The organism is Fluviicola taffensis DSM 16823 (assembly GCF_943372375.1).
Lineage (GTDB): Bacteria > Bacteroidota > Bacteroidia > Flavobacteriales_D > Crocinitomicaceae > Fluviicola > Fluviicola taffensis_A.
Map to the genome: position 1 here is coordinate 43,095 of NZ_CALRYJ010000013.1, position 23,984 is coordinate 67,078.

The following is a 23,984-nucleotide window of genomic DNA, read 5'->3' on the forward strand; positions in this document are numbered from 1 at the left end:
TGAGAATATCTTAATTATTTTTCAGACAACGTTCCTCCTGAAAGAGCACAAGTTGTTTCAGCAGCAGATTTTCCTGATTTGTTCAATCCCGGGTAATCAGTTGTGTGTTTTTCACCATCAGAATCCGTGTAAGTACATACGTAATCTTTTTTGCAAGAAGCCAATGCGAATGTTGCTACAGCAGCAACCATAATAAGTTTTTTCATGTTTAATTTAAGATGAAAGGTTATTAAATAAAATTAATTACCGCGAATATAGTTTTTTTTCTGAGGACTGATTCCGCAATAGCAAAAAAAAATCTGTGCGTTTTTTGAACAAATGGAACAAAAAAAATGGTCGGAAAAAATTCCGACCATTCGTGGGCTAATGCCCCATAATAATTTCAAAAATTATTATTTTTTGTTTGTTGTACAGCTAGAACCTGTAGTAAATGTAATACCACCAAGAGAAGCTTTTCCTTCACATTCTGCTTCAGCATCTTTCTTAGTTTTCCCGTTGATGTCGTAAGACGTAGTCTCACCATCATAAGTACAAGAACAAGTCCAATCTTTTTTACAAGAAGTCAATCCCAAAGTTGCTACAACAGCAACAAATAATACAAATTTTTTCATACAATAATTAAGATGAAGGTTTCAAAAAATAAATTAACAGCGCGAATATAAATCTTTTTTTTTTTAGATAGAACAACTCTGCTAATTAAAATCTAGTTGATTTTACAATCAATTATTTCATCTGAGTATTTTTCACAGCTATCCTTCGCCGTTTTTTTGGAAGCTTTAACCGTGAAACTATAACCGTCTGAACAAGTGCATGTTTGCGACTTCTGACAGGATACAAGGGCGAATAAACCCACTACAAAATAAAAAATCTTATTCATAACTTGAAGTTAATACTAATTTTGGAAAATCAATTATGAAATTTCCGTCATTGTGCGCGTACTAAAATTTAAAATTGGATTCTTTCTTCTGGTTCTTATTAGTTCTTGTCGTACAATTCAACCGGAAGCTCCAACCAGTGTAAACTTGACGGATACCCCACCTGCAATCAATTCCGGAATCAACAGCATTGTAGTGCCGATAGAAATCAATCTTTCTGCTTACTTCAAAAAAGCCAATAAAACAGTTCCGGCTATTACCAAGGGTTCTGACAAACCGTGCAATGGGATCCGCTATGAATTTGAATTCCAAAAGGATTCTTTCAATATTTCCACTGTCAACAACCATTTATTATCCGAATTACACGGTTCTTACTGGATTAAAATGGAATATTGCGCAGCCTGTTCAGACCTATTGAGCGCTACCCCTATCTGTCTCGCTCCGATTATTCCTTTTTCCTGCGGAATCAATGAGAAAAAACCCTCCTTGCGCATTCGTTTCGCTACAGAACTGAATATCGATGAGAATTATGGCTTGAACACAAAAACAAGTATTGACGAATTAAAATCCTTGAATCCATGCGAAGTGACCTTGTTCAGATTTGATGCCACAGATGAAGTGATCAAAGAGGTCCGCAAGACCTTGAAAAAACAATGTGATGAAACGGATAAGCAATTGGCAACTATTTCTTTCCAAAAAGAAGCGAAAGATTTGTGGAAGGATATGAATCAATCGATCAAGATTCCTTATCTGGGCTATGTCCATTTCGAACCGATTTCACTTTCCCTGGTTAAACCCCGTTTAAATCAAAATAAACTGTACACGACTTTGGTCCTGAATTGCAAAACGTACCTCAATCAGAATTCCATAAAAACGCCTTCCACCGAGCTTCCAAAATTAAACATTGTCTCAAGTGCTCCAAAAGACACATTCGATCTGTTTACCGATTTTGAACTGAATTATGATTCAATCTCACAATTATTCACCGAGCAGATAAAAGGAAAAACCATCGATTTTAATAAAAATCACTTTGAATTTAATTCTGTTGCTGTAAGTGGCTTGGACAAAAGCAGGTTGGTTTTGGCAATTCAATTCAGTGGAACAAAAAAAGGAGTTCTCTACTTACAAGGTGTTCCACAGTTTAATAACGAAACCAAACTATTGGAGCTCACGAAACTCGAATACGATCTGAAGACCAAAAGCATTCTTCTCAAAAGTGCAAAATGGTTATTTTCAAACCGGATCTATTCAGAACTTGAAAAAGCCACCAAGCTGGATCTGACGGATCAGTTCAATGATCTGAGTAAAATGATCGACCAAAATCTTCAAAAGAAAGTAGGCGATTTCAGTTTATCAGGAAAAACACATGATGTTACAGTTGTCCACATCTTCCCTACAGCTGAGCATTTATATCTTCGAACCTGTTTGAAGGCCCAATTAAATGTAAAATACTAACCAAAAAATACATTTAGTATGCTCAGTCAATCCATTCAGAAAGTAGAAAAAAAGGGGGTTTTTCAAAATTGATGAAAAAACTATCTTTGCATTCGATGAAATATACTCTCCTACTATTTCTTTCCTTCTTTTTTACAAATGCGTTTGGGCAACAGGTTCTCGAAAGCTCTGATGCTATTTCTGATTGTACCGGTGCAACGAACCTATTGAAAATAGGCGAATACCGGATGCAATTCTCCGGAAAAGGTGGAAAAACAAATGATTTTCAAGCTTATCCCTCACTAAATAACATCGAGGAAAAAAACACCTTATTCTGTTCATTTAAAGCATCTTTCAACGGGCGATTCACTTTACATGCAACATGTCCTGAACCGATTCAGATGATCATCTTTGAAGGAGAAACAAAGTATCCTTGCGAAGAAATTGCGAAAGGTTCTGCAGAAATCAGACGAATTATTGCAAAACCGACCACCGAACTGGGCTTGGGACTGGTGGTGTCTCAGAATACCCTTTACCCAATTGATTTGGTTGCCGGAAAAGAAATCATCATTTGTTTTATTGGTGCACCAAAAGTAAAGGAGTTCATGGAAGTAGATTTTGATTTCGAACCTATTACAGGAGAACTTCAGGAAACATCCGAAGGAGGAAAACTGATGGATCTTAGGACAGATAAAAATGAAGCAGGTCTTTCTATTCTGGTTCGGGATTATGAAACGGGAAAACCGGTGATTTCCAATCTAACGCTGAGTGGAATCAAAGATATAACTGCTGCTTACCAAGGTTCGGATTTCCGTTTCTCTATTGATAAATCCGGCAAGGTGCAATTGAAAATCGATGCCGAAGGTTATTTTTTCGTTGACAGGGAGGAACCTGTCTCTGCGAATACCGAGACCGAAATTGTCATTTGGATCGAACCCCTGGGTGAAGGAAAGAGCATGCAAATCGATGAAATCGAATTTTATCCGGGGTCATCCGAATTTCTTCAAAGCGCAGAACCTAAATTAAGACGATTAAAAGACTTCCTGGCCTTGAACGCTGGAATCAAAATTGAAATTCAGGGTCACGTACATTCCAACGGAGAGAACACATTTGAAGCTCAGAAATTATCGGAAGCGAGGGCAAAAAGGGTCGCTCACTACTTAGTTGAAAATGGAATCGATAAAACCCGCTTGACCACTGTCGGATATGGTAACACAATGCCTATTTTCCCGAATGCAAAATTTGCTTCGGAAGAACAGAGCAACCGCAGGGTCGAGATCAAAGTACTCTAAATTGAGAATGTATAGAATTGACAAGAGGATTTCCTAATTTTAAGACAATCCATACTTTTCAATTATCCATTCTCCCTTTTCAACTGTTTTAAGAGCGTTTCATCCACAAACTCAGGAATAGTCACCTTCAACTTAGGTTCTGCCTCCATCGCTCTCTTAATGGCAAAAATAGCACCTTCATTCCGTGCCCAGTTTCTTCGTGCAATTCCATTGTTCACATCCCAATGCAACATGGACTTCAATCTTCTGTCTGCATCTGAAGAACCATCCAATAACATTCCGAAACCTCCGTTGATGACTTCTCCCCAACCTACTCCGCCTCCATTATGGATGGAAACCCAAGTAGCTCCGCGGAAAGCATCCCCGATCACATTCTGGATTGCCATATCTGCAGTGAATCGCGAACCATCATAAATATTCGAAGTTTCACGATAAGGCGAATCCGTTCCTGAAACATCGTGGTGGTCACGACCAAGTACAACCGGACCAATGATCCCTTTAGAAATAGCCTCGTTGAAAGCAGACGCAATTTTCATTCTTCCTTCTGCATCTGCATATAGGATCCGTGCTTGGGAACCAACCACCAGTTTATTTTCCTGAGCACCTTTGATCCATTGAATATTGTCCGCCATCTGTTGCTGAATCTCTTCCGGACTTTGTTGTTTCATCAGTTCCAAAACTGCACAGGCAATTGCATCTGTCTTTTCCAAATCTTCCGGTTTTCCGGAAGCACAGACCCAACGAAAAGGTCCAAACCCATAATCAAAACACATCGGTCCCATGATATCCTGAACATACGAAGGATATTTGAAATCGATTCCATTGGATGCCATTACATCAGCTCCAGCTCGGGATGCTTCCAATAAAAATGCATTACCGTAATCAAAGAAGTAAGTTCCTTTCGCCGTATGTGCATTGATCGCACTTGCGTGACGAATAAGTGTCTCTTGAACTTTTGCCTTGAATAAGTCAGGATCTTCAGCCATTAACCGATTCGACTCCTCGAAAGAGATCCCAACCGGATAATACCCTCCTGCCCAAGGATTGTGAAGTGAAGTTTGATCCGAACCCAGATCAATATGTAAATTTTCCTGGTCAAATTTCTCCCAGACATCTACCACATTTCCTAAATAAGCAATGGATACCACTTCTTTATTTGATTGCGCTTCACGCACTCTTTTCACCAGATCATCCAGATTTTCAATCACTTCATGAATCCAACCTTGTTCATGTCTGATCCGTGTAATCTTTGGATTCACTTCTGCACAAACGGTTACACAACCCGCTATCGTTCCAGCTTTCGGTTGAGCACCGCTCATTCCTCCCAAACCTGATGTAATAAACAATGATCCAGCCGGACTTTTCTTGATTTTCCGGAAACCATTCAAAACGGTGATCGTTGTCCCATGAACAATTCCTTGCGGTCCGATATACATATAAGAACCGGCAGTCATTTGACCGTATTGCGTCACTCCTAATGCATTGAATTTTTCCCAGTCATCCGGTTTCGAATAATTGGGGATCATCATTCCATTTGTAACCACAACGCGCGGAGCATCTTTGTGTGAAGGGAAAAGCCCCAGTGGATGTCCTGAATACATCACGAGAGTTTGATCATCTTCCATTTCTGACAGATACTTCATCGTCAAGCGATACTGGATCCAATTTTGGAAAACTGCGCCATTTCCACCATAGGTGATCAATTCGTGCGGATGTTGAGCAACTGCATAATCCAGATTATTTTGGATCATGAGCATAATTGCCTTCGCCTGCATTGATTTCCCTGGGTATTCATCGATCGGACGAGCATACATTTTATAATCCGGTCTGAAGCGATACATATAAATCCTGCCACGTTTCTCCAATTCTTCAGAAAACTCCACTGCAAGTTCGGCATGCTGTTCGGTTGGAAAATACCTTAATGCATTTTTTAAAGCCAGGATCCGTTCTTCTTCGGAAAGAATCTCTTTGCGTTTCGGTGCATGATTGATTGCCAATTCATACTCTTTCTTCGGAGGAAGTGTTACAGGGATTCCTGCTGTTATATCGTTTTGAAATTCGTTCAGATTCATAAAATACACTTATGTTGCGAAATTAAGAAATCTACCGTTATACCCAAAGATAGACCAGGCTTAATTCGATTATCGTAAAACAATAAGGGGCTACCTGTTTAGATAGCCCCTTATTCTACGGATCAATTAATTATTTTTGAAGAGTTATACTTCCATTCCAAACGTATTTCTTATCAGAAATAAGCTCTCTTGTCCGGACAAGCCAGGTGTATGTTCCTTGCGGCACAAGCTGACCATTGTAAGTCCCATCCCAAGATGCATTTACATCGTGTGATTCCCAAATAACCTCACCCCATCTATTAAAGATTTGAAGCTCAAAATCAAATTCATCCACTCCTTCAATATAGATTCTCCAGGTTTGGTTGAATTCATCACCATCAGGTGTGAATGTATTCGGGGCGTATATAATTACTTCCGGCAGAATAACCACCTCTTTTGTAACCGTGTCTGCACAACCCAAATAAGATGTCGCAATGAGTGTTACATAGTAAGTTCCTGTCTGACCATCAGGATAAAGAACCGTTTGATCATCGTTTGTTGATGAATTTGGCGATGCTCCCGGGAAACTCCATTCGTAGGTATTTGCATACAAGGAATATTCAGTAAATAACACTTGTGTATTGAACATCGTTATCGGTTCAGGACTCCATTTGAAATCTGCAACCGGAGTTTGCATCACCGTAAGCGTATCAGTAAATGTTGTCGAATCAATACATCCATCAGGAGACGTAACAATCAATTGAACATCATAAGTTCCATTCATCATCGAGGATGTTGTCAATGAATTCACATCGATAAATTCATCTCCATTACTGATTCTCCAAATGGTATTTTGAGACAACGTTGAATCTGTCGTATTAAACAAAGTAAATACAGCAGGTTCACATTTCGGTGTCATATCAATTGCAATTTGAGGGACCGGAACCGGATATGCATTAATAATTCCTGATATGGTTATCGGAGTGGTTTCACAAACATCATCAATTGTAACACTATAAGTAGTCGTTTGCAATGGTGAATCATTTAATGTACTTTGAGTTCCAATATCTGTCTGACCGGTATTCCAAGTGATCGTATAAGGAGCACCGATACCTCCGGAAGCCAAGACCGTCAATGAATCTTCATAACCGGGACAAGTGAATGCATCCGGTGACATGATTGCGGAAAGTACCGGGTTCATCGTCACATAGATTGAATCTTTATTTGACCAACATCCTAAATCAGTTTGAGCTTGAACCGGGTAATAAGCATTCACAGAAGGATTCACCTGAGTCACAGCAACCAAAGCAGGATTGTGATCCCAATGATAGGAATAAGTTGCACCACCCGTTGCCAAAGCCCAAAGAGTTGCTGTACCGTTCTGACAAATCGTGGTATCATTTGCAACAGTCATCACAATCAATGGAGGATCAGTCAATGTGGCGGTTGTACATTTTTGACATCCCAAGGTGTTTCTTGCACAAACAGTATATGTTCCTGCTGCAAAACCTCCTTGTGTATTGGATGTTTGCCATGTCACACCATTATTGAAACTATACTCACTGGCACCAGCGCTTGTAATTGTTATCGTACCGTCACTTGATCCATTACAAACCGGATTTGTTGTTGCAGCCGCAATCTGAAGTTGTGAAACAGTAACGACAACCGTATCTCTAATAATACCACAAACGGTACTTGTTTCTCTTAAGACAAATTTATAGACCCCCGGTTGATTTACCGTAACGTTTGGTGTCATCGAACTGAAGTTTGGAGAGAATGCGGCAGTTGCTGCAGGAACCAAACCAGTTGGCACAATTGCTTGCCAGTTTGCAGTATTTGTAGGACTTCCTACGCTTCCTGTTAAATGAATCACTTGCCCCAAACAAACTGTTTGATTCGGTCCTGCATTAGGTGCCGGAGGATTTACAACTGTAATTGTAAAAGTTGCCGTATCAACCAGCGCAGGAGTTGTTCCCATTGGAGGTTGAGTAACCTCTACCGAATAGGTAGTTGTGACTGTTGGATTCACTGTTGTTGTTCCAGCTGAAGGATTTGCCACTGCTGTTGTCACTAACCAGTTAAAACTAGGATTTGTATATCCTGGAGTAGCAATAGTTACTGATGTTGAATTCCCCAAACAAATTGTTTGATCTGCTGCAGAAACACCACATACAACTTGAGCTGTCCCAAAGAAGTTCAAATTGACATTTTGATTCGTGAAACTGTAGTTCGATAAACACAAGATAAATGATTGACCAGCAGTAACGGTTAATGGGTTTTCATAACTCGATTGAGACCCACCAGCAGGAAGGTTTCCCGGAGGAGCCATACCGGTATTACCATTACATGAACCATTCCAGTTACATGAAACGGGACTTAATGTATTTCCATTAATTCCTGCACAAGCATTACCTGTGTTATTTGGCCACATGATCCAATCGAAACATCCACCTTGATTACCAATCATTGACCAAGCCAATGTTCCATTTGATACTACATTAATAGTAATAAATGTAGAAACTGTTTCACCTGACAATAGACAACCGGAATTCCCTGGCGAACCATTCGGGTTAGAAGACGGATTAGAAACCGATCCGGATGTAAAATCCACCGTGTTATAAGCTGGTTGTGTACCGGTTATAGGAAACGATGGTGTTGCACATCCAGGAATAGCTAAATTACAGTTAACGGGTAATTGTTGAGCCCAAATTCCAAATGAACAAAACAATAATAAAGTATGTAATAGTATTTTCATCGGATTAGTTTTCTGAACAATTCGTAAATGGATAAGGATTTACAGGATCAACTCCATGCAAACCAATTTGCAAACAACTGTAAGCAGATGAATAAGTTCCCATCCAGGATACAAATTCTGTTGTCGTGAACGCACTAATGTTCTTTGTAATTAAGAATAATCTATGAGTTGGAATATCAACTCGAACTACGCTTACGTAAGGTATGGAACGCAATTGATTTTCCAATGTCGTTAAATCATTCTGATCGCTCAAGTTCACCATGCATTGCGCAAAAAAAGTAGGTGTACTTGTTTGAGAAGCCGTAGTTTGAGTGTTCCCCCAAAAGGCTCCCAATACAAAAATAAAGCCTAGTATTAAATTCTTCATAGTTTGGTACTTTGATTTCTAAACGGTTTAATTACAATTTGGTTGCTTTGAGTTCATAAAAACATACCGCTTTTAAACATTTTGTTAAAAATCAGTCTATTAACATGAAATCAACTGCAATTTTCACTTTTCCGAATAATTTTTCATTCCAACTGAATATCAAGGCCTTAAATTACGAATCTTTTGGTACTAGCTCTATTTATTCCCCCAAATAATAGTTACTAGAAATAAAAAAGGGAGTCCACCTCGGCGGACTCCCTTCTTCACTATTTTTTTACTATTTCTTTACTTTATAAAAACCGGAAGTTTTTCCCCGGATAATAAGCTGTTTCACCTAATTCTTCTTCAATTCGCAACAGTTGGTTGTATTTAGCCATACGGTCACTTCTTGATGCAGAACCCGTCTTGATTTGTCCACAATTCAATGCAACCGCCAAATCTGCAATGGTATTATCTTCCGTTTCACCACTTCTATGCGACATAACCGAAGTATAACCATTTCTTGTTGCCATTTGAACCGCTTCAATTGTTTCGCTCAAGGAACCGATCTGATTTACTTTTACCAAAATTGAATTGGCAATACCTTTTTCAATTCCTTCGGACAAGCGTTTTGTATTGGTAACGAACAAATCATCCCCAACCAATTGAACCTTGTTTCCAAGTTTATCTGTCGCTTCTTTCCAACCGGCCCAATCATCCTCAGCCAATCCATCTTCGATGGAAACAATCGGATATTTCTTACACCAATCAGCCCAAAAATCAACCATTTGAGAAGATGTCATGGAATCTCCGGTAGATTCAAAGAGATACAATCCTTTTTCTGCATTGTAAAATTCAGAAGATGCTGCATCTAATGCGATGTGTACATCATGCCCAGGTTTAAATCCGGCTTTTTCGATTGCTTGCAATACCACTTGGATTGCTTCTTCATTCGATCCTAGGTTTGGAGCAAATCCACCCTCATCACCCACATTCGTAGACATCCCTTTCTCTTTCAGAACGGATTTCAAGTGGTGGAATATTTCAGTTCCCCAGCGCAAACCTTCCGAAAAGGAAGATGCGCCGAAAGGCATCACCATGAATTCCTGAACATCAATCAAGTTATCTGCATGAGATCCTCCATTGAGGATGTTCATCATCGGAACAGGCATTGTGGTTGCACCAACTCCCCCCACGTATTTAAACAAGCTCAATCCCGCTTCTTGCGCAGCTGCTTTAGCAACCGCCAAAGATGTGCCCAAGATCGCATTCGCACCCAATTTCGATTTGTTCGGAGTTCCATCCAATTCCACCAAAACACGGTCTATCAGTTTTTGATCGAAAATATCCATCCCGATCAATTCTTCAGCGATGATCGAATTTACATTCTCAACAGCTTTCAAGACTCCTTTCCCCAGGTAAACGGATTTATCACCATCACGTAACTCAACTGCCTCATGTATTCCAGTTGAAGCTCCGGATGGAACCGCTGCTCTTCCAACTGCACCATTGGTTGTGTAAACATCCACTTCTACCGTTGGATTACCTCTTGAATCTAAAACTTGTCTTCCGACAATGCGTGCGATATAACTCATGTGTTGATATTATTTAGAAGCTCAATGCTTCGCTTGTTTCATATTTGCAATAAACTGATCGAATAAATAGCGGGAATCATGTGGTCCGGCAGATGCTTCAGGATGGTATTGCACTGAAAAAACGGGTTTATCAGTCAACATAATCCCTGCAATAGTTTGATCATTCAAATGTTCGTGGGTCACCTTGATTCTTGGATTGGATTGAACACTTTCCTTTTCTATCACGAATCCGTGATTTTGTGAAGTGATCTCCCCTTTTCCAGTCAGTAAATTCATGACCGGGTGATTAATCCCTCTGTGTCCGTTGAACATTTTTTCAGTTTTCAGTCCTTGACTCAATCCTAAGATCTGATGTCCAAGACAAATTCCGAATACTGGAGTACCAATCTCCACCAATTCTTTTACCAAAGCAATTTCGTTCGGCATTGCAGATGGATCCCCGGGACCATTCGATAATAAGTATCCATCCGGATTAAACGCTTGCATCTCAGCAATAGTCGTACCCATTGGAAACACCTTTACCAAACAACCTCTCTCAACCAAACAACGAACAATATTTTTCTTCACTCCAAAATCAAGCAGGGCAACTCGCAAAGAACTTGCCGGATCTCCTACTTCGTAAGCAACTTTCGTCGCTACTTTGGAAGATAATTCCAGCCCATCCATTGACGGAACTTCCTTGACTTGTTTCTGAAGTACTTTTTCATCCAGAATTTCAGATGAAATAATGGCATTCATTGCGCCTTTATGTCTGATGTGACGAACCAAAGATCGCGTATCGATATCCGTAATACCGACTTTGTCATTATCGACCAAGTAATCCTGAAGATCAGATACCCCTGATGCTCTTGAGAAATTATGTGCGAATTTTTTGGTTACCAATCCTGCAATTTTCACAGTTTCGGATTCAACCTCGATTGGATTCACACCATAATTTCCAATATGGGAAGTCGTCATGACTAGTATTTGCCCATAATAGGAAGGATCAGTAAATACCTCTTGATAACCGGTCATTCCCGTGTTAAAAGCAATCTCTCCGGTGGTTGTACCTATCTTTCCGGTAGCTTTGCCATAAAATACTGTTCCGTCTTCTAGGACCAGGAGCGCAGGCTTGCGTTCTTCCATATACTAAAATGTTTTTGCAAAATTAGGATTTCTATTCCAACTTCAAAAGTATAGTTCATAAAAAAGGGCATCCGTTAATAACTGGACACCCTTTTTTTATCTTAAAGATGAGAAATCTTACTCTTCATCCTTTTTTTCTTCTTCAGTTGAATCTGCTTCTTCTGTCGGAGCTGCTGCCTCTTCTGCCGCGGCAGATTCAGCTTTCACTTCTTCAACAACTTCTGCTTTTGGAGTTTCTTCAACTACAACTGCCTCTTCTACCACTTCAGTTGCTTCTGCAGCAGGAGCCGCATCTGCTTTCTTAGTAGCAGTAGTTGAACCACCACGACGAGAACGACGTGTTGTAGTTTTCTTCTCACCAGAAGTGTAAATTTCGTTGAAATCAACCAACTCGATCAAACACATTTCAGCATTATCACCTAAACGGTAACCTGTGCGGATGATACGTGTGTATCCTCCCGGACGGTCTGCAATTTTCGGAGCAATTGTTCTGAAAAGTTCCGTTACAGCTTCTTTACTTTTCAAGTAAGAGAAAGTTGTACGACGATTGTGAGTTGTATCGTCTTTCGATTTTGTCAAAATAGGTTCAACATATACACGTAAAGCTTTTGCTTTAGCGATTGTTGTTGAAATACGTTTGTGCTCGATTAACGAACAAGCCATGTTAGACAACATTGCAGCTCTGTGTGCAGTTTGTCTCCCTAAATGATTGAATTTTTTTCCGTGTCTCATAACATTTAATTTCGTAAGTAACGGTTAGCTAGATTTAGTATCGCATCAATCTAGCCACCTATCACGACATTATTTAAAATTTAATTGCGATACTAGTCTTTATCTAATTTGTATTTAGCTACATTCATACCGAAGTTCAATCCTTTTGAATCTACTAAGTCTTCCAACTCAGTTAAGGATTTTTTTCCGAAATTACGGAACTTCAATAAGTCATTCTTGTTGTAAGAAACCAAATCTCCAAGCGTTTCAACGTCTGCTGCTTTCAAACAATTCAGAGCACGAACCGAAAGATCCATATCTACTAATTTTGTTTTCAACAATTGACGCATGTGTAACGATGTCTCATCAAATTCTTCTGTTTCAGATTTCACTTCACTATCTAAAGTGATACGCTCATCTGAGAACAACATAAAGTGATGGATCAAGATTTTTGCTGCTTCTTTCAAGGCATCTTTCGGATGAATCGAACCATCTGTAGTCAATTCCAAAACCAATTTCTCGTAATCCGTTTTTTGCTCTACACGGTAATTTTCAATCGTGTATTTAACGTTTACAACTGGTGTAAAAATTGAGTCGATAAAAATCGTTCCAAATGGAGAATTACCTGTTTTGTTTTCCTCTGCAGGAAGGTAACCACGTCCTTTAATGATTGTCAATTCCAACTCCAATTTAACAGAGCTTTCCATGTTACAAATCACTAAATCCGGGTTCAATACCTGGAATCCTGAAGTGAATTTACCCAAGTCACCAGCAGTCAACTTATCTTGTCCAGAGATAGAAACAACAACTGTTTCATTATCTGTTCCTTCGATTTGTTGTTTGAAGCGAACTTGTTTCAAATTCAACACGATTTCGGTAACGTCTTCAACAACACCTTTCAAAGTTGCGAACTCATGGTCCACTCCTTCGATACGTACTGAAGAAATAGCATACCCTTCTAATGAAGAAAGTAAAATACGACGTAATGCGTTTCCTACAGTGATACCGTATCCTGGCTCAAGCGGACGGAACTCAAATTGTCCTTTACGCTCGTCCGACTGGATCATAATTACCTTGTCAGGCTTTTGAAAATCTAAAATTGCCATTTTGTTTTTCTTCTTTTAATTGTTTCGCAGTTGCGCGGTCTGAAAGATTGAAGAATGTCCATCAAACCCTTTGGCTGCGACTCAATAATTAATTATTACTTAGAGTATAATTCGACGATTAATTGTTCCTTGATATTTTCAGGGATCATATCACGAGAAGGAATGCTCAAGAACTTTCCAGTTTTTGTAGCTGAATCCCAATCTAACCAATCGTAACGTTTGTTTGTTGAAGCTGTCAAAGCAGAAGTAATTGCTTCCAATGATTTTGACTTTTCACGAACGCTTACAGCATCACCGATACGTAATGTATAAGAAGGAATGTTTACCACTTCTCCGTTTACAACGATGTGTTTGTGAGTTACCAACTGACGAGCAGCACGACGAGAAGGAGCAATTCCTAAACGGTATACTGTATTATCCAAACGTGATTCACACAATTGTAATAATACTTCACCGGTAATACCTTTCATACGCGATGCTTTCTTGAATAAATTCGAGAATTGACGCTCTAAAATACCGTAAGTGTATTTCGCTTTTTGTTTTTCACCAAGTTGGATAGCGTACTCAGACTGCTTTCCTCCTCTGCGTTTGTTCGGTCCGTGTTGTCCGGGTCCGTATTGTCTTTTTTCCAGTGACTTGTCTGGGCCAAAAATTGGGTCGCGGAAACGACGTGCAATTTTCGACTTAGGGCCTGTATATCTTGCCATACTATAAAACTATAAAAGGGGGATTATGAATTAAGGCTTTTCCTTCGATAATCAATTTCCCCTTAAGATTAAATTACTATTATTAAACGCGACGTCTTTTTGGTGGACGACAACCATTGTGAGGAAGTGGAGTTACATCAATGATTTCGATTACCTCGATACCATGATTGTGAATTGCACGTATAGCTGATTCACGACCAGCACCTGGTCCTTTCACAAATACACGAACTCTACGTAATCCGAAGTCATGTGCTTCTTTAGATGCATCCTCAGCAGCAATTTGTGCAGCATAAGGAGTGTTCTTTTTAGAACCTTTGAAGCCCATTTTTCCAGCCGATGACCAAGAAATAACCTGACCAGCGTTGTTAGTCAAAGAAATAATCACATTGTTGAAGGTAGCTTGAATATGCGCTTCACCCGCTGCGTCTACTTTGACGTTTTTCTTCTTCTTTTGATTTGCTTTTGCCATTTCTAACTATTATTTAGTTGCTTTCTTCTTGTTAGCAACTGTTTTTCTTCTACCTTTTCTAGTACGAGAGTTGTTTTTCGTACGTTGACCTCTCAATGGAAGACCAGCGCGGTGACGAATTCCTCGTGTACATCCGATATCCATCAAACGTTTAATGTTCAATTGGATCTCAGAACGCAACTGTCCTTCTGTCTTGATTTCCGAAATAGATGTACGTATCAAAGCAATCTGATCGTCATTCCAATCTTGTACTTTGATGTTTTCATCAATTCCGTTAGCTATCAATAGCTTCTTAGCCGTGCTACGACCAATTCCAAAGATGTACGTCAATCCGATTACACCTCTCTTGTTTTTTGGTAGATCAATACCTGCAATACGTGCCATAATTACCCTTGTCTTTGTTTTAGTTTAGGATTCTTCTTGTTAATCACGTAAACTCTTCCTTTTCTTTTTACGATCTTACAATCTACAGATCGCTTTTTTACTGAAGCTCTTACTTTCATCTTTTGCTTTTTTATCGGAGTTCTTTCTTACAAATTATTTGTAGCGGAAAGAAATACGTCCTTTAGTTAAATCATATGGAGACATTTCCACTTTTACTCGGTCACCAGGTAAAATCTTAATGTAAAACATTCTCATTTTACCAGAAATGTGAGCCGTAATAACGTGTCCATTCTCCAATTCGACACGAAACATTGCGTTAGACAATGCCTCGATGATCGTTCCGTCTTGTTCTATAGATGCCTGTTTAGCCATAATCTTAGAAACCTGATGACATTTCGTTTATACTTCTTCTTCCTCTAACTCGGGAACCTTCCATCAATCCATCCATGTGACGGTTCAATAAATAAGATTCAATTTGTTGAAGGGTATCTAAAACTACTCCCACCATGATTAACAACGAAGTTCCTCCGAAGAAATACTCAAAACCAGAAGTAATATTACAAGCATATGCAATTGAAGGTAGAATCGCAATCAAAGCCAAGAACATCGATCCAGGCAAAGTAATACGAGACACCAACGAGTCAATATACTCAGCAGTCTCATCTCCGGGACGAACCCCAGGGATAAATCCTCCACTGCGTTTCAAATCATCCGCCATTTTACGCGGGTTGATCATAATTGCAGTGTAGAAGTATGTAAATACGATAATCAAAAGCGCTAACAATGCGTTATAAGGAACACCATGGGTATCTCCTAAAGCGTATTGAATGACACCTCCCTCTTTTTGTTGAGAGAAAATCATAACGGGAATGGTCATAATCGCTTGCGCGAAAATGATCGGCATTACACCAGAAGCATTTACTTTCAAAGGCAAATAGTTTCTAGCTCCCTGCTCATCTACTGCTCTGGCACCAACCACACGTTTTGCAGTGTTTAATGGAACCTTACGCACACCTTGAACAATCAGGATTGTTCCAAGTACGATAAGCATGAATACGATGATCTCCAAAACAATTTTCAATGGGAAATTACTGTTAGCAGCCATTTCAGCTAGGAAAGAAGATGGGAGACGGGATAAGATCCCTACGGTAATCAATAGAGAAATACCATTCCCAATTCCTTTGTCTGTAATGCGTTCACCTAACCATACAGCAAACATTGAACCGGCAACCATACAAGACACTGCTGTTGTCCACCATAACATGGATTGATCAGCAGGCAGCGCACCTTTAATACTAGACGCATATAACGAAATATAACTTGGTGCCTGAACGGCACAAATTATAATCGTCAACACACGTGTATACGTATTGATTTGTTTTCTACCTGATTCACCTTCATTCTGCATTTTTTGAACAGCTGGAACAGCCATCCCTAATAATTGCATAATAATCGATGCACTAATGTAGGGCATAATACCAAGTGCCATAATTGACACGTTAGTAAATCCACCTCCTGAGAACATCGATAACAATGATTCAAGTACGTTGTCACCTCCTTTGCTAGATGCATTTGCCATTACAGCCTCTGCATTCACACCAGGTAACATGATAAACGATCCGATACGGTACACAAGAATTAAGAAAAGCGTCAATAAGATACGCTTTCTTAACTCTTCTACTTTCCAGATGTTTTTTATGTTTTGTATAAACCGTTTCATAAAAAAAATGTCGGCAAAGTTAATTAGATTTCTGAAATACTACCACCTTGAGCTTCAATTCCTGCTTTTGCAGAAGAAGAAAACTTGTGAGCACTTACTGTTACTTTAGATTTAAGCTCTCCACGACCCAAGATTTTCACTAGGTCATTACGAGATACCAAACCGTTTTCACGTAGTACTTCGATAGTAATATCAGTTATATTCTTACGTTCAACAATTGATTGAATAGCATCCAAATTGATTGCTTTGTATTCAACTCTGTTGATGTTCTTGAATCCGAACTTAGGAACACGACGTTGTAACGGCATTTGTCCCCCTTCGAATCCAATTTTCTTAGAATAACCAGAACGAGACTTCGCTCCTTTGTGACCGCGCGTAGCGGTACCACCACCACCGGAACCGTGTCCACGACCAATTCTCTTATCAGATAGAACAGATCCTGCAGCTGGTGTTAAATTATTTAAATTCATGGATAATTCGTTTTAAAGTATTAATCTACAACTTGTACCAAATGCTCAACTTTCTTGATCATGCCAAGAATTTGTGGAGTTGCTTCTTTCTCAATTACCTGGTTCAAACGGCTAAATCCTAACGCTTCGATCGTTCTTTTTTGACGAGCCGGACGTTTGATAGCACTGCGAACTTGTTTTATTTTAATTGTTGCCATACTATTTTTTATTAACCGTTAAACACTTTGTCCATACTGATTCCACGTTGACGAGCAACAGCAGCTGCATCGCGCATAGACGCCAATGCATTGATAGTTGCTTTAACAACGTTGTGTGGATTGGATGATCCTTGAGATTTTGCCAATACATTGTGAACACCTACAGATTCTAGAACTGCACGCATCGCACCACCAGCGATAACTCCTGTACCATTTGTAGCAGGTTTCAATAAAACTTCTGCACCACCGAATTTTCCTTTTTGAGCGTGAGGAACTGTACCTCTCAAGATCGGAACTTTAATAAGGTTCTTTTTCGCATCGTCGATTCCTTTTGTAATCGCTTCTGTTACTTCTTTCGCCTTACCAAGACCATGACCTACGATACCGTTTTCATCCCCGACAACTACGATAGCTGAGAAACTGAATGTACGACCACCTTTTGTTACTTTAGTCACACGGTTCACAGATACCAATTTATCTTTAAGCTCTATATCAGAGGCTTTTACTCTATTTCCTATAATTGCTGCCATGATGATTAAAATTTAAGTCCACCTTCTCTAGCTGAATCAGCTAATGATTTAACACGACCGTGGTATAAATACCCGTTACGATCAAATACAACTGTTTCTACGCCAGCTTTCACCGCTTTTGAAGCGATTTCTTTTCCTACAACAACTGCCTGATCAGATTTGCTTTTCTTGTCAGCTTCTTTGTTTTTGTAAGAAGAAGCAGCGACTAGTGTCACACCTTTTGTATCATCAATCAACTGAGCATAGATTTGCTTGTTTGAACGGAATACAGATAGGCGAGGCACTAAAGTAGTACCAGAAATTTTCTTTCTGATTCTTCTCTTAATTTTTGCTCTTCTGTTTAATTTACTAAATGCCATAACTTTTAAAATTATTTTTTACCTGCAGATTTACCAGCTTTTCTTCTAATCTCTTCGCCTAAGAAGCGAATACCTTTTCCTTTATACGGCTCTGGTTTACGAAGGGAACGAATTTTGGCAGCAACCTGGCCCAAAAGTTGTTTATCGTAAGACTCCAATGTTACCAATGGTGCCTTACCCTTTTGAGTATCTGCAGATACCTTAATTTCTTTCGGAAGTTCGATAATGATCGGGTGAGAATAACCTAATGCTAATTCCAACTGTTGACCAGTTGCTGTAGCACGGTAACCTACACCGATTACTTCTAACTCCTTTTTGAACCCTTCGGATACTCCAGCTATCATATTAAATACCAAAGCACGGTATAAACCATGTTTTGCTCTATGATCTGGCGCATCAGACGCGCGGATAAAAGTGATTTCAGAACCTTCAATCTGGATTGTTACACAAGAATCCAATTCTTGAGTCAGTTCTCCTTTTGAACCTTTAACGGTTACTGTCGTACCGTTCACTTTTACTTCAACTCCACTCGGGATTGTTACTGGGGATTTACCTATCCTTGACATTACTTTTTTAATTATGGATTACGAAAGGCGAAGCGAACTTCGCACAATCTGCATCTCTATATTAATTTAATATACGTAGCAAAGAACTTCTCCACCAACGTTTTCTTTTCTTGCTTCTTTATCCGTGATTACTCCACGAGAAGTAGAAACGATAGCAATTCCTAAACCATTCAATACGCGTGGCATTTCTGCTGCGCTGGAGTACTTACGAAGACCTGGACGAGACGCACGGTCTATCTTAGTGATCGCTGGAACTTTTGTTGATTGGTTATACTTCAATGCGATTCTAATGATACCTTGTTTATCATCTTCTTCGAATTTGTAATTCGCGATATAACCTTGATCAAACAAGATTGCTGTCATAGCACGCTTTGTGTTTGAACCAGGAATTTCTACGGTTTTCAAACGAGCCATACTCGCATTACGAATACGTGTAAGAAAATCTGCAATAGGATCTGTATACATGTCCTTTTCTTTTATTAATTACTCGGTAGAGTTTCAACCTGTCAACTGACAGAGACTTTTACCAACTTGCTTTTTTAACTCCCGGTATTTTACCAGCCAATGCCATTTCACGGAAAGTAACACGTGAAACACCGAACTGACGCATATAACCACGAGGACGACCTGTCAACCCACAACGATTGTGTACACGAACTTTAGAAGAGTTCGCAGGCAATTGTTGCAATGCATCCCAATCTCCGGCAGCTTTCAACGCAGCTCTTTTCGCTGCGTATTTTTCTACCATTTTTTCTCTTTTGCGCTCACGCGCTTTCATTGATTCCTTAGCCATCGTCTTATTTTTTAATGAAAGGGAATCCAAAGGCATCAAGCAATGCTCTTCCTTCTTCGTCGCTTTCAGCTGATGTTACAAAAGTGATATCCATTCCTAAAATCTTGCTTACCTTATCGATATCGATCTCAGGGAAAATGATATGCTCTTTAACTCCTAAATTGAAGTTACCACGTCCGTCAAATCCTTTTGGATTAATCCCACGGAAATCGCGAGTACGTGGTAAAGCAACAGCGATAAAACGATCTAAGAAGTCGTACATTTTATCTCCACGCAACGTAACTTTCGTACCAATTGGCATTCCTTTACGTAGTTTGAAGTTTGATACGTCTTTTTTAGACATTGTAGCTACTGCTTTTTGACCTGCGATACGAGAAACATCTGCAACCGCATTGTCAACAATTTTCTTATCAGCAACTGCATCACCCAAACCTTGGCTGATAACAATCTTTTGTAACTTAGGTACACGCATAATGGTTTTGTACCCAAATTTCTCAGTAAGTGCAGGAATGATTTCCTCTCTGTACTGTTTCTTTAATCTTGGTGAATAACTCATTACTTGATCTCCTCTCCTGATTTTTTAGAATAACGAACTAACTTACCTTTAGCATCTTCCTTACGGCCTGTGCGACTAGCTTGTCCTTTAACCATCACCATTAAGTTGGAAATATGAATAGTTCCTTCTTTTTCGATGATTCCGCCTTGCGGCTCAGATGCACTAGGTTTGGTGTGGCGTTTTACCATGTTCACACCTCCTACGGTAGCACGTTCTTTGTTTCTGTCAATGGTCAATACTGTTCCTTCTTGACCTCTAGACTCACCGCTTAATACTTTAACAGTGTCGCCTACTTTGATGTGTAATTTCTTTTGCATGACTTCACTACTTATTAAAGTACTTCGGGAGCAAGTGAAACAATTTTCATGTAATTGTTTTCACGAAGCTCACGAGCTACTGGTCCAAAAATACGGGTTCCTCTCATCTCCCCCGCCTGATTCAAGATAACGCAAGCGTTATCATCGAAACGAATGTAAGAACCGTCTGGTCGGCGAACCTCCTTACGTGTTCTTACAACAACCGCCTTGGCAACCGATCCTTTTTTTACGGCTCCAGAGGGCATTGCGCTCTTAACAGCTACGACGATCTTATCTCCTACTGAAGCATAGCGACGTTTAGTTCCGCCTAATACGCGGATACATAACACCTCTTTTGCTCCGGAGTTATCGGCAACTGCAAGTCTTGATTCTTGTTGTATCATTGCAACTAATTATTATTTAGCTCTTTCTAAAATTTCTACTAATCTCCAATTCTTGTTTTTAGACAAGGGGCGAGTCTCCATGATCTTAACGGTGTCACCAATGTTACAGTCGTTATTTTCATCGTGGGCCACAAATTTAGTAGTTTTTTTGACGAACTTACCATATTTCGGGTGTTTTACTTTTCTTTCTACAGAAACTACGATAGATTTTTCCATCTTATCGCTAGTAACAGTCCCAATACGTTCTTTTCTTAAATTACGCTTTTCCATTTCAAGCTTCTTTTACTTTCAAGCCTTAAGCTTGAATTTCACGTTTTCTCAATTCTGTATTTAAACGAGCAATATGCTTGCGAACGTTACGAATTTGAATCGGGTTTTCCAGTGGAGTCACTGTATGTCCTAATTTCATTTTCGTTAACTTTTCTGTTTCGCTTGTCACTTGCTTTTTCAAATCATCAACTGAAAGTTTACTAATTTCTTGTTGTTTCATCTTGTCTTATTTTCCTGGTACAACATAATCGTTACGAACGATGAACTTACATTTTACTGGAAGTTTTTGAGCAGCTAGACGAAGTGCTTCCTTAGCAACTTCATATGGAACTCCATCAGCTTCGAACATAATACGACCTGGTCTTACAACTGCCACCCAGTGGCTAGGAGCTCCCTTACCTTTACCCATACGAACCTCTGCAGGCTTCGATGTGATCGGTTTGTCAGGGAAGATACGAATCCACACCTTACCTTCACGCTTCATGTAACGCGTAACTGCGATACGGGAAGCTTCGATTTGGCGTGATGTAATCCATCCTGGCTCCAATGTTTTCAGTCCAAAAGATCCGAATGCAATTGTAGCTCCGCGTTGCGCTTCACCACGATTACGACCTTTTTGAACTCTTCTAAATTTGGTTCTCTTTGGAGATAACATCTTCTGAAAATTTTAAATGTGTTTTTACTTCTTTTTACGGTTGTTTCCACCTTTTCCTCCAGCTGGGCGACGGTTACCTCTATCACGGTCTCCGGATGGCGCACCACCTTTTGAACCTTGAGCAGCCATTCCAACATTTGGAGAAAGATCACGACGACCGTAAACTTCACCTTTGCAGATCCATACTTTGATACCGATCAAACCGTAAGTAGTCAATGCCTCACCTACTGCGTAATCGATGTCAGCTCTGAACGTATGTAACGGAGTACGTCCATCTTTGTACATTTCTGAACGAGCCATTTCAGCTCCATTCAAACGACCTGAAATTTTCACTTTGATCCCTTCGGCACCCATTCTCATGGTTGAACCGATAGACATCTTAATAGCGCGACGAAATGAAATACGAGCTTCAATTTGACGAGCGATTCCATCAGCTACCAAGCGAGCATCCAATTCAGGACGTTTCACTTCGAAAATGTTGATTTGAATCTCTTTTTTCGTCAATTTTTTTAACTCTTCTTTCAATTTGTCTACTTCTTGACCACCTTTACCGATAATCACACCCGGACGAGCCGTGTTGATTGTTACAGTAACGAGCTTGAGGGTGCGCTCGATGATGATTTTCGAAATACTTGCTCTGGATAAACGGGCGTGTAAATATTTACGAATTTTATCGTCTTCAACGATTTTATCTTTGTAATTATCTCCACCGTACCAGTTAGACTCCCATCCGTGGATGAAACCTAATCTATTTCCAATTGGATTTGTTTTTTGTCCCATTTTCCTTCAATTATTTTGAACCATCGACAACGATAGTCACGTGGTTTGATCTTTTACGAACTCGGTAAGCTCTACCTTGAGGAGCAGTTTGAATACGTTTCAACATTCCTGCACTACCTACTTCAATAGATTTCACCACTAATTTTTCATCCTCAATGCTCTTACCTTCGTTTTTAGCTTCCCAGTTAGCAATTGCTGAACGCAATAACTTGGATAAACTTAACGATGCGTCTTTCGCATTGTGTTGCAATATGTTTAGAGCTTTGTTTACCTCTACTCCACGTACAAGATCTGCAACCAATCTCATTTTACGAGGAGAAATAGGAGAATCATTCAACTTAGCGAAAGCTATTGACTTGTTCTCTTCTTTAATTCTATCAGCTCTTAATTTCTTTCTAGCGCCCATGTCACTTGAATTTTAACTATCTTTTTTTATCCTTTTTGTTAGCACCATGCCCACGGAAGTTACGAGTAGGAGAAAACTCCCCTAACTTGTGTCCAACCATGTTCTCTGTTGCGAACACAGGAATAAACTTATTCCCGTTATGCACTGCAAACGTCAACCCAACCATGTCAGGAGTGATTGTAGAAGCGCGAGACCATGTTTTGATTACTGCTTTGCTTCCACTTTCTTGTGCTGCATCCACTCTCTTTGTCAACTTATAGTGTACAAAAGGTGGTTTTTTCAACGAACGACTCATACCTTATTTCTTTCTTCTCTCGATGATAAACTTATCTGAATACTTCTTTTTCGAACGCGTTTTGTATCCTTTAGCAGGCATACCGTTACGAGAACGAGGGTGACCACCGGCGTTACGCCCTTCACCACCACCCATCGGGTGATCGACCGGGTTCATCACAACACCACGTACACGTGGACGACGACCCAACCAGCGCGAGCGACCAGCTTTACCAGAAACTACTAATGAATGTTCTCCATTCGATACAGCACCGATTGTAGCCATACAAGTAGTCAAAATCATACGAGTCTCACCTGAAGGTAACTTGATAATCGCAAAGCGACCATCACGAGCGTTCAATTGAGCATATGTTCCTGCTCCACGAGCAATTGCACCACCTTTTCCAGGTTGCAACTCAATGTTATGGATCACAGATCCAAGAGGAACATCGGATAAAAATAATGCGTTTCCAACATTTGGAGTGGCACCAGCACCTGAAACTACTGTATCACCAACTTTCAATCCTTCAGGAGCAACGATGTAACGTTTCTCTCCATCCACATAATAAAGCAATGCAATACGTGCAGTTCTGTTTGGATCGTATTCTATTGTCTTAACTACCGCTGGCACTCCGTGCTTGTCGCGTTTAAAGTCAATAATACGATACTTTTGCTTGTGTCCACCACCGATGTAACGCATGGTCATACGACCATCATTGTTACGACCACCAGACTTGCTTTTCTTCGCAACTAAGCTCTTTTCAGGAACATTCGTTGTTACTTCAGCATACGTACTGTTGATCTTGTGTCTTTGCCCTGGAGTAATAGGCTGAAATTTTCTAAGACTCATCAGTTTTTA

General features: G+C 39.8%; 34 protein-coding genes. 2 read left to right on the forward strand and 32 right to left on the reverse strand.

What is annotated here, in order from left to right:
* Window positions 1-14: 14 nt before the first annotated feature.
* Window positions 15-206, reverse strand: a complete 192-nt coding sequence (locus AAG807_RS16055; RefSeq protein ID WP_341906135.1) for a hypothetical protein — start codon at window positions 204-206, stop codon at window positions 15-17.
* 186 nt (window positions 207-392) lie between these two features.
* Window positions 393-611: a hypothetical protein gene (locus tag AAG807_RS16060; RefSeq protein ID WP_341906138.1), complete on the reverse strand. Its 219-nt coding sequence runs from the start codon at window positions 609-611 to the stop codon at window positions 393-395.
* Window positions 612-929: 318 nt separating this feature from the next.
* Between AAG807_RS16060 and AAG807_RS16065 the strand changes: the two genes are divergently transcribed.
* Together AAG807_RS16065 and AAG807_RS16070 are read left to right on the forward strand one after the other, a co-directional pair.
* Window positions 930-2,330: a DUF4403 family protein gene (locus AAG807_RS16065; protein WP_341906141.1), complete on the forward strand. Its 1,401-nt coding sequence runs from the start codon at window positions 930-932 to the stop codon at window positions 2,328-2,330.
* Between the two features lie 71 nt (window positions 2,331-2,401).
* Entirely contained in the window at window positions 2,402-3,601 is a 1,200-nt protein-coding gene (locus tag AAG807_RS16070) for an OmpA family protein (protein WP_341906144.1), read from the forward strand.
* A 62-nt stretch (window positions 3,602-3,663) separates the two neighbouring features.
* Here the strand turns inward: AAG807_RS16070 and AAG807_RS16075 are convergent, their stop codons facing one another.
* The 30 genes from AAG807_RS16075 to rplB form a co-directional block, all read right to left on the reverse strand.
* The gene (locus AAG807_RS16075) at window positions 3,664-5,673 is read right to left on the reverse strand and encodes a urocanate hydratase (RefSeq protein ID WP_341906145.1); all 2,010 of its coding nucleotides are present in this window, start codon (window positions 5,671-5,673) and stop codon (window positions 3,664-3,666) included.
* Between the two features lie 130 nt (window positions 5,674-5,803).
* Window positions 5,804-8,407, reverse strand: coding sequence for a gliding motility-associated C-terminal domain-containing protein (locus AAG807_RS16080; protein WP_341906147.1), 2,604 nt, complete (start codon window positions 8,405-8,407; stop codon window positions 5,804-5,806).
* A 4-nt stretch (window positions 8,408-8,411) separates the two neighbouring features.
* Window positions 8,412-8,774 (reverse strand): hypothetical protein, encoded by a 363-nt coding sequence (locus tag AAG807_RS16085; protein WP_341906150.1) that lies wholly within the window; start codon window positions 8,772-8,774, stop codon window positions 8,412-8,414.
* 290 nt (window positions 8,775-9,064) lie between these two features.
* On the reverse strand, window positions 9,065-10,348 hold the full coding sequence (gene eno / locus AAG807_RS16090; RefSeq protein WP_341906152.1) for a phosphopyruvate hydratase: 1,284 nt from the start codon (window positions 10,346-10,348) through the stop codon (window positions 9,065-9,067).
* A gap of 21 nt (window positions 10,349-10,369) precedes the next feature.
* Window positions 10,370-11,473, reverse strand: coding sequence for a glutamine-hydrolyzing carbamoyl-phosphate synthase small subunit (gene carA / locus AAG807_RS16095; protein WP_341906154.1), 1,104 nt, complete (start codon window positions 11,471-11,473; stop codon window positions 10,370-10,372).
* A gap of 117 nt (window positions 11,474-11,590) precedes the next feature.
* Window positions 11,591-12,205, reverse strand: a complete 615-nt coding sequence (gene rplQ, locus AAG807_RS16100; RefSeq protein ID WP_341906157.1) for a 50S ribosomal protein L17 — start codon at window positions 12,203-12,205, stop codon at window positions 11,591-11,593.
* A gap of 92 nt (window positions 12,206-12,297) precedes the next feature.
* Window positions 12,298-13,290 carry a DNA-directed RNA polymerase subunit alpha gene (locus AAG807_RS16105; RefSeq protein ID WP_341906161.1) on the reverse strand — a complete coding sequence of 331 codons (993 nt, stop codon included), beginning with the start codon at window positions 13,288-13,290 and terminating at the stop codon, window positions 12,298-12,300.
* 95 nt (window positions 13,291-13,385) lie between these two features.
* Window positions 13,386-13,997: a 30S ribosomal protein S4 gene (gene rpsD / locus AAG807_RS16110; protein ID WP_341906163.1), complete on the reverse strand. Its 612-nt coding sequence runs from the start codon at window positions 13,995-13,997 to the stop codon at window positions 13,386-13,388.
* Window positions 13,998-14,079: 82 nt separating this feature from the next.
* Window positions 14,080-14,466 (reverse strand): 30S ribosomal protein S11, encoded by a 387-nt coding sequence (gene rpsK, locus AAG807_RS16115; protein ID WP_300356795.1) that lies wholly within the window; start codon window positions 14,464-14,466, stop codon window positions 14,080-14,082.
* A 9-nt stretch (window positions 14,467-14,475) separates the two neighbouring features.
* Complete coding sequence (gene rpsM, locus AAG807_RS16120; RefSeq protein ID WP_294861415.1) at window positions 14,476-14,850, reverse strand: 30S ribosomal protein S13; 375 nt, start codon at window positions 14,848-14,850, stop codon at window positions 14,476-14,478.
* A gap of 2 nt (window positions 14,851-14,852) precedes the next feature.
* A complete protein-coding gene (gene rpmJ, locus AAG807_RS16125; protein ID WP_013685533.1) occupies window positions 14,853-14,969 on the reverse strand; it encodes a 50S ribosomal protein L36 in 117 nt (38 codons plus the stop codon).
* Window positions 14,970-15,003: 34 nt separating this feature from the next.
* A complete protein-coding gene (gene infA, locus AAG807_RS16130; protein WP_013685534.1) occupies window positions 15,004-15,222 on the reverse strand; it encodes a translation initiation factor IF-1 in 219 nt (72 codons plus the stop codon).
* Window positions 15,223-15,226: 4 nt separating this feature from the next.
* The gene (gene secY, locus AAG807_RS16135; protein WP_341906170.1) at window positions 15,227-16,570 is read right to left on the reverse strand and encodes a preprotein translocase subunit SecY; all 1,344 of its coding nucleotides are present in this window, start codon (window positions 16,568-16,570) and stop codon (window positions 15,227-15,229) included.
* Between the two features lie 23 nt (window positions 16,571-16,593).
* A complete protein-coding gene (gene rplO, locus AAG807_RS16140; protein ID WP_294861413.1) occupies window positions 16,594-17,040 on the reverse strand; it encodes a 50S ribosomal protein L15 in 447 nt (148 codons plus the stop codon).
* Window positions 17,041-17,060: 20 nt separating this feature from the next.
* Window positions 17,061-17,237, reverse strand: coding sequence for a 50S ribosomal protein L30 (rpmD, locus tag AAG807_RS16145; RefSeq protein ID WP_341906173.1), 177 nt, complete (start codon window positions 17,235-17,237; stop codon window positions 17,061-17,063).
* An 11-nt stretch (window positions 17,238-17,248) separates the two neighbouring features.
* Window positions 17,249-17,767, reverse strand: coding sequence for a 30S ribosomal protein S5 (rpsE, locus tag AAG807_RS16150; RefSeq protein ID WP_294861411.1), 519 nt, complete (start codon window positions 17,765-17,767; stop codon window positions 17,249-17,251).
* 5 nt (window positions 17,768-17,772) lie between these two features.
* Entirely contained in the window at window positions 17,773-18,126 is a 354-nt protein-coding gene (rplR, locus tag AAG807_RS16155) for a 50S ribosomal protein L18 (protein WP_341906176.1), read from the reverse strand.
* An 11-nt stretch (window positions 18,127-18,137) separates the two neighbouring features.
* On the reverse strand, window positions 18,138-18,692 hold the full coding sequence (gene rplF / locus AAG807_RS16160; protein ID WP_341906179.1) for a 50S ribosomal protein L6: 555 nt from the start codon (window positions 18,690-18,692) through the stop codon (window positions 18,138-18,140).
* Between the two features lie 66 nt (window positions 18,693-18,758).
* Window positions 18,759-19,157: a 30S ribosomal protein S8 gene (gene rpsH, locus AAG807_RS16165; RefSeq protein ID WP_341906182.1), complete on the reverse strand. Its 399-nt coding sequence runs from the start codon at window positions 19,155-19,157 to the stop codon at window positions 18,759-18,761.
* 58 nt (window positions 19,158-19,215) lie between these two features.
* Complete coding sequence (gene rpsN, locus AAG807_RS16170) at window positions 19,216-19,485, reverse strand: 30S ribosomal protein S14 (RefSeq protein WP_294861407.1); 270 nt, start codon at window positions 19,483-19,485, stop codon at window positions 19,216-19,218.
* Between the two features lie 4 nt (window positions 19,486-19,489).
* Window positions 19,490-20,041, reverse strand: coding sequence for a 50S ribosomal protein L5 (rplE, locus tag AAG807_RS16175; RefSeq protein WP_294861405.1), 552 nt, complete (start codon window positions 20,039-20,041; stop codon window positions 19,490-19,492).
* Window positions 20,041-20,358, reverse strand: a complete 318-nt coding sequence (rplX, locus tag AAG807_RS16180; RefSeq protein ID WP_294861404.1) for a 50S ribosomal protein L24 — start codon at window positions 20,356-20,358, stop codon at window positions 20,041-20,043. The genes rplE and rplX overlap by 1 nt, the downstream gene beginning before the upstream one ends.
* A 14-nt stretch (window positions 20,359-20,372) precedes the next feature.
* Window positions 20,373-20,741, reverse strand: coding sequence for a 50S ribosomal protein L14 (gene rplN / locus AAG807_RS16185; RefSeq protein WP_013685545.1), 369 nt, complete (start codon window positions 20,739-20,741; stop codon window positions 20,373-20,375).
* A gap of 12 nt (window positions 20,742-20,753) precedes the next feature.
* A complete protein-coding gene (gene rpsQ / locus AAG807_RS16190) occupies window positions 20,754-21,011 on the reverse strand; it encodes a 30S ribosomal protein S17 (RefSeq protein WP_124747812.1) in 258 nt (85 codons plus the stop codon).
* Between the two features lie 25 nt (window positions 21,012-21,036).
* Window positions 21,037-21,231 carry a 50S ribosomal protein L29 gene (gene rpmC / locus AAG807_RS16195; protein ID WP_294861403.1) on the reverse strand — a complete coding sequence of 65 codons (195 nt, stop codon included), beginning with the start codon at window positions 21,229-21,231 and terminating at the stop codon, window positions 21,037-21,039.
* 6 nt (window positions 21,232-21,237) lie between these two features.
* Window positions 21,238-21,666 carry a 50S ribosomal protein L16 gene (gene rplP / locus AAG807_RS16200; RefSeq protein ID WP_294861402.1) on the reverse strand — a complete coding sequence of 143 codons (429 nt, stop codon included), beginning with the start codon at window positions 21,664-21,666 and terminating at the stop codon, window positions 21,238-21,240.
* A gap of 24 nt (window positions 21,667-21,690) precedes the next feature.
* Complete coding sequence (gene rpsC, locus AAG807_RS16205) at window positions 21,691-22,446, reverse strand: 30S ribosomal protein S3 (protein ID WP_341906190.1); 756 nt, start codon at window positions 22,444-22,446, stop codon at window positions 21,691-21,693.
* 10 nt (window positions 22,447-22,456) lie between these two features.
* Entirely contained in the window at window positions 22,457-22,852 is a 396-nt protein-coding gene (gene rplV, locus AAG807_RS16210) for a 50S ribosomal protein L22 (protein ID WP_341906193.1), read from the reverse strand.
* A 16-nt stretch (window positions 22,853-22,868) separates the two neighbouring features.
* On the reverse strand, window positions 22,869-23,147 hold the full coding sequence (gene rpsS, locus AAG807_RS16215) for a 30S ribosomal protein S19 (protein ID WP_300356766.1): 279 nt from the start codon (window positions 23,145-23,147) through the stop codon (window positions 22,869-22,871).
* Window positions 23,148-23,150: 3 nt separating this feature from the next.
* A complete protein-coding gene (rplB, locus tag AAG807_RS16220; protein ID WP_341906197.1) occupies window positions 23,151-23,975 on the reverse strand; it encodes a 50S ribosomal protein L2 in 825 nt (274 codons plus the stop codon).
* Window positions 23,976-23,984 lie beyond the last annotated feature (9 nt).

Coding starts and splice junctions, on each gene's coding strand:
- AAG807_RS16055 (WP_341906135.1), bottom strand. CDS start 206: ATGAAAAAACTTATTATGGTTGCTGCTGTAGCAACATTCGCATTGGCT.
- AAG807_RS16060 (WP_341906138.1), bottom strand. CDS start 611: ATGAAAAAATTTGTATTATTTGTTGCTGTTGTAGCAACTTTGGGATTG.
- AAG807_RS16070 (WP_341906144.1), top strand. CDS start 2,402: ATGAAAAAACTATCTTTGCATTCGATGAAATATACTCTCCTACTATTT.
- AAG807_RS16075 (WP_341906145.1), bottom strand. CDS start 5,673: ATGAATCTGAACGAATTTCAAAACGATATAACAGCAGGAATCCCTGTA.
- AAG807_RS16080 (WP_341906147.1), bottom strand. CDS start 8,407: ATGAAAATACTATTACATACTTTATTATTGTTTTGTTCATTTGGAATT.
- AAG807_RS16085 (WP_341906150.1), bottom strand. CDS start 8,774: ATGAAGAATTTAATACTAGGCTTTATTTTTGTATTGGGAGCCTTTTGG.
- eno (WP_341906152.1), bottom strand. CDS start 10,348: ATGAGTTATATCGCACGCATTGTCGGAAGACAAGTTTTAGATTCAAGA.
- carA (WP_341906154.1), bottom strand. CDS start 11,473: ATGGAAGAACGCAAGCCTGCGCTCCTGGTCCTAGAAGACGGAACAGTA.
- rplQ (WP_341906157.1), bottom strand. CDS start 12,205: ATGAGACACGGAAAAAAATTCAATCATTTAGGGAGACAAACTGCACAC.
- AAG807_RS16105 (WP_341906161.1), bottom strand. CDS start 13,290: ATGGCAATTTTAGATTTTCAAAAGCCTGACAAGGTAATTATGATCCAG.
- rpsD (WP_341906163.1), bottom strand. CDS start 13,997: ATGGCAAGATATACAGGCCCTAAGTCGAAAATTGCACGTCGTTTCCGC.
- rpsK (WP_300356795.1), bottom strand. CDS start 14,466: ATGGCAAAAGCAAATCAAAAGAAGAAGAAAAACGTCAAAGTAGACGCA.
- rpsM (WP_294861415.1), bottom strand. CDS start 14,850: ATGGCACGTATTGCAGGTATTGATCTACCAAAAAACAAGAGAGGTGTA.
- rpmJ (WP_013685533.1), bottom strand. CDS start 14,969: ATGAAAGTAAGAGCTTCAGTAAAAAAGCGATCTGTAGATTGTAAGATC.
- infA (WP_013685534.1), bottom strand. CDS start 15,222: ATGGCTAAACAGGCATCTATAGAACAAGACGGAACGATCATCGAGGCA.
- secY (WP_341906170.1), bottom strand. CDS start 16,570: ATGAAACGGTTTATACAAAACATAAAAAACATCTGGAAAGTAGAAGAG.
- rplO (WP_294861413.1), bottom strand. CDS start 17,040: ATGAATTTAAATAATTTAACACCAGCTGCAGGATCTGTTCTATCTGAT.
- rpmD (WP_341906173.1), bottom strand. CDS start 17,237: ATGGCAACAATTAAAATAAAACAAGTTCGCAGTGCTATCAAACGTCCG.
- rpsE (WP_294861411.1), bottom strand. CDS start 17,767: ATGGCAGCAATTATAGGAAATAGAGTAAAAGCCTCTGATATAGAGCTT.
- rplR (WP_341906176.1), bottom strand. CDS start 18,126: ATGGCATTTAGTAAATTAAACAGAAGAGCAAAAATTAAGAGAAGAATC.
- rplF (WP_341906179.1), bottom strand. CDS start 18,692: ATGTCAAGGATAGGTAAATCCCCAGTAACAATCCCGAGTGGAGTTGAA.
- rpsH (WP_341906182.1), bottom strand. CDS start 19,157: ATGTATACAGATCCTATTGCAGATTTTCTTACACGTATTCGTAATGCG.
- rpsN (WP_294861407.1), bottom strand. CDS start 19,485: ATGGCTAAGGAATCAATGAAAGCGCGTGAGCGCAAAAGAGAAAAAATG.
- rplE (WP_294861405.1), bottom strand. CDS start 20,041: ATGAGTTATTCACCAAGATTAAAGAAACAGTACAGAGAGGAAATCATT.
- rplX (WP_294861404.1), bottom strand. CDS start 20,358: ATGCAAAAGAAATTACACATCAAAGTAGGCGACACTGTTAAAGTATTA.
- rplN (WP_013685545.1), bottom strand. CDS start 20,741: ATGATACAACAAGAATCAAGACTTGCAGTTGCCGATAACTCCGGAGCA.
- rpsQ (WP_124747812.1), bottom strand. CDS start 21,011: ATGGAAAAGCGTAATTTAAGAAAAGAACGTATTGGGACTGTTACTAGC.
- rpmC (WP_294861403.1), bottom strand. CDS start 21,231: ATGAAACAACAAGAAATTAGTAAACTTTCAGTTGATGATTTGAAAAAG.
- rplP (WP_294861402.1), bottom strand. CDS start 21,666: ATGTTATCTCCAAAGAGAACCAAATTTAGAAGAGTTCAAAAAGGTCGT.
- rpsC (WP_341906190.1), bottom strand. CDS start 22,446: ATGGGACAAAAAACAAATCCAATTGGAAATAGATTAGGTTTCATCCAC.
- rplV (WP_341906193.1), bottom strand. CDS start 22,852: ATGGGCGCTAGAAAGAAATTAAGAGCTGATAGAATTAAAGAAGAGAAC.
- rpsS (WP_300356766.1), bottom strand. CDS start 23,147: ATGAGTCGTTCGTTGAAAAAACCACCTTTTGTACACTATAAGTTGACA.
- rplB (WP_341906197.1), bottom strand. CDS start 23,975: ATGAGTCTTAGAAAATTTCAGCCTATTACTCCAGGGCAAAGACACAAG.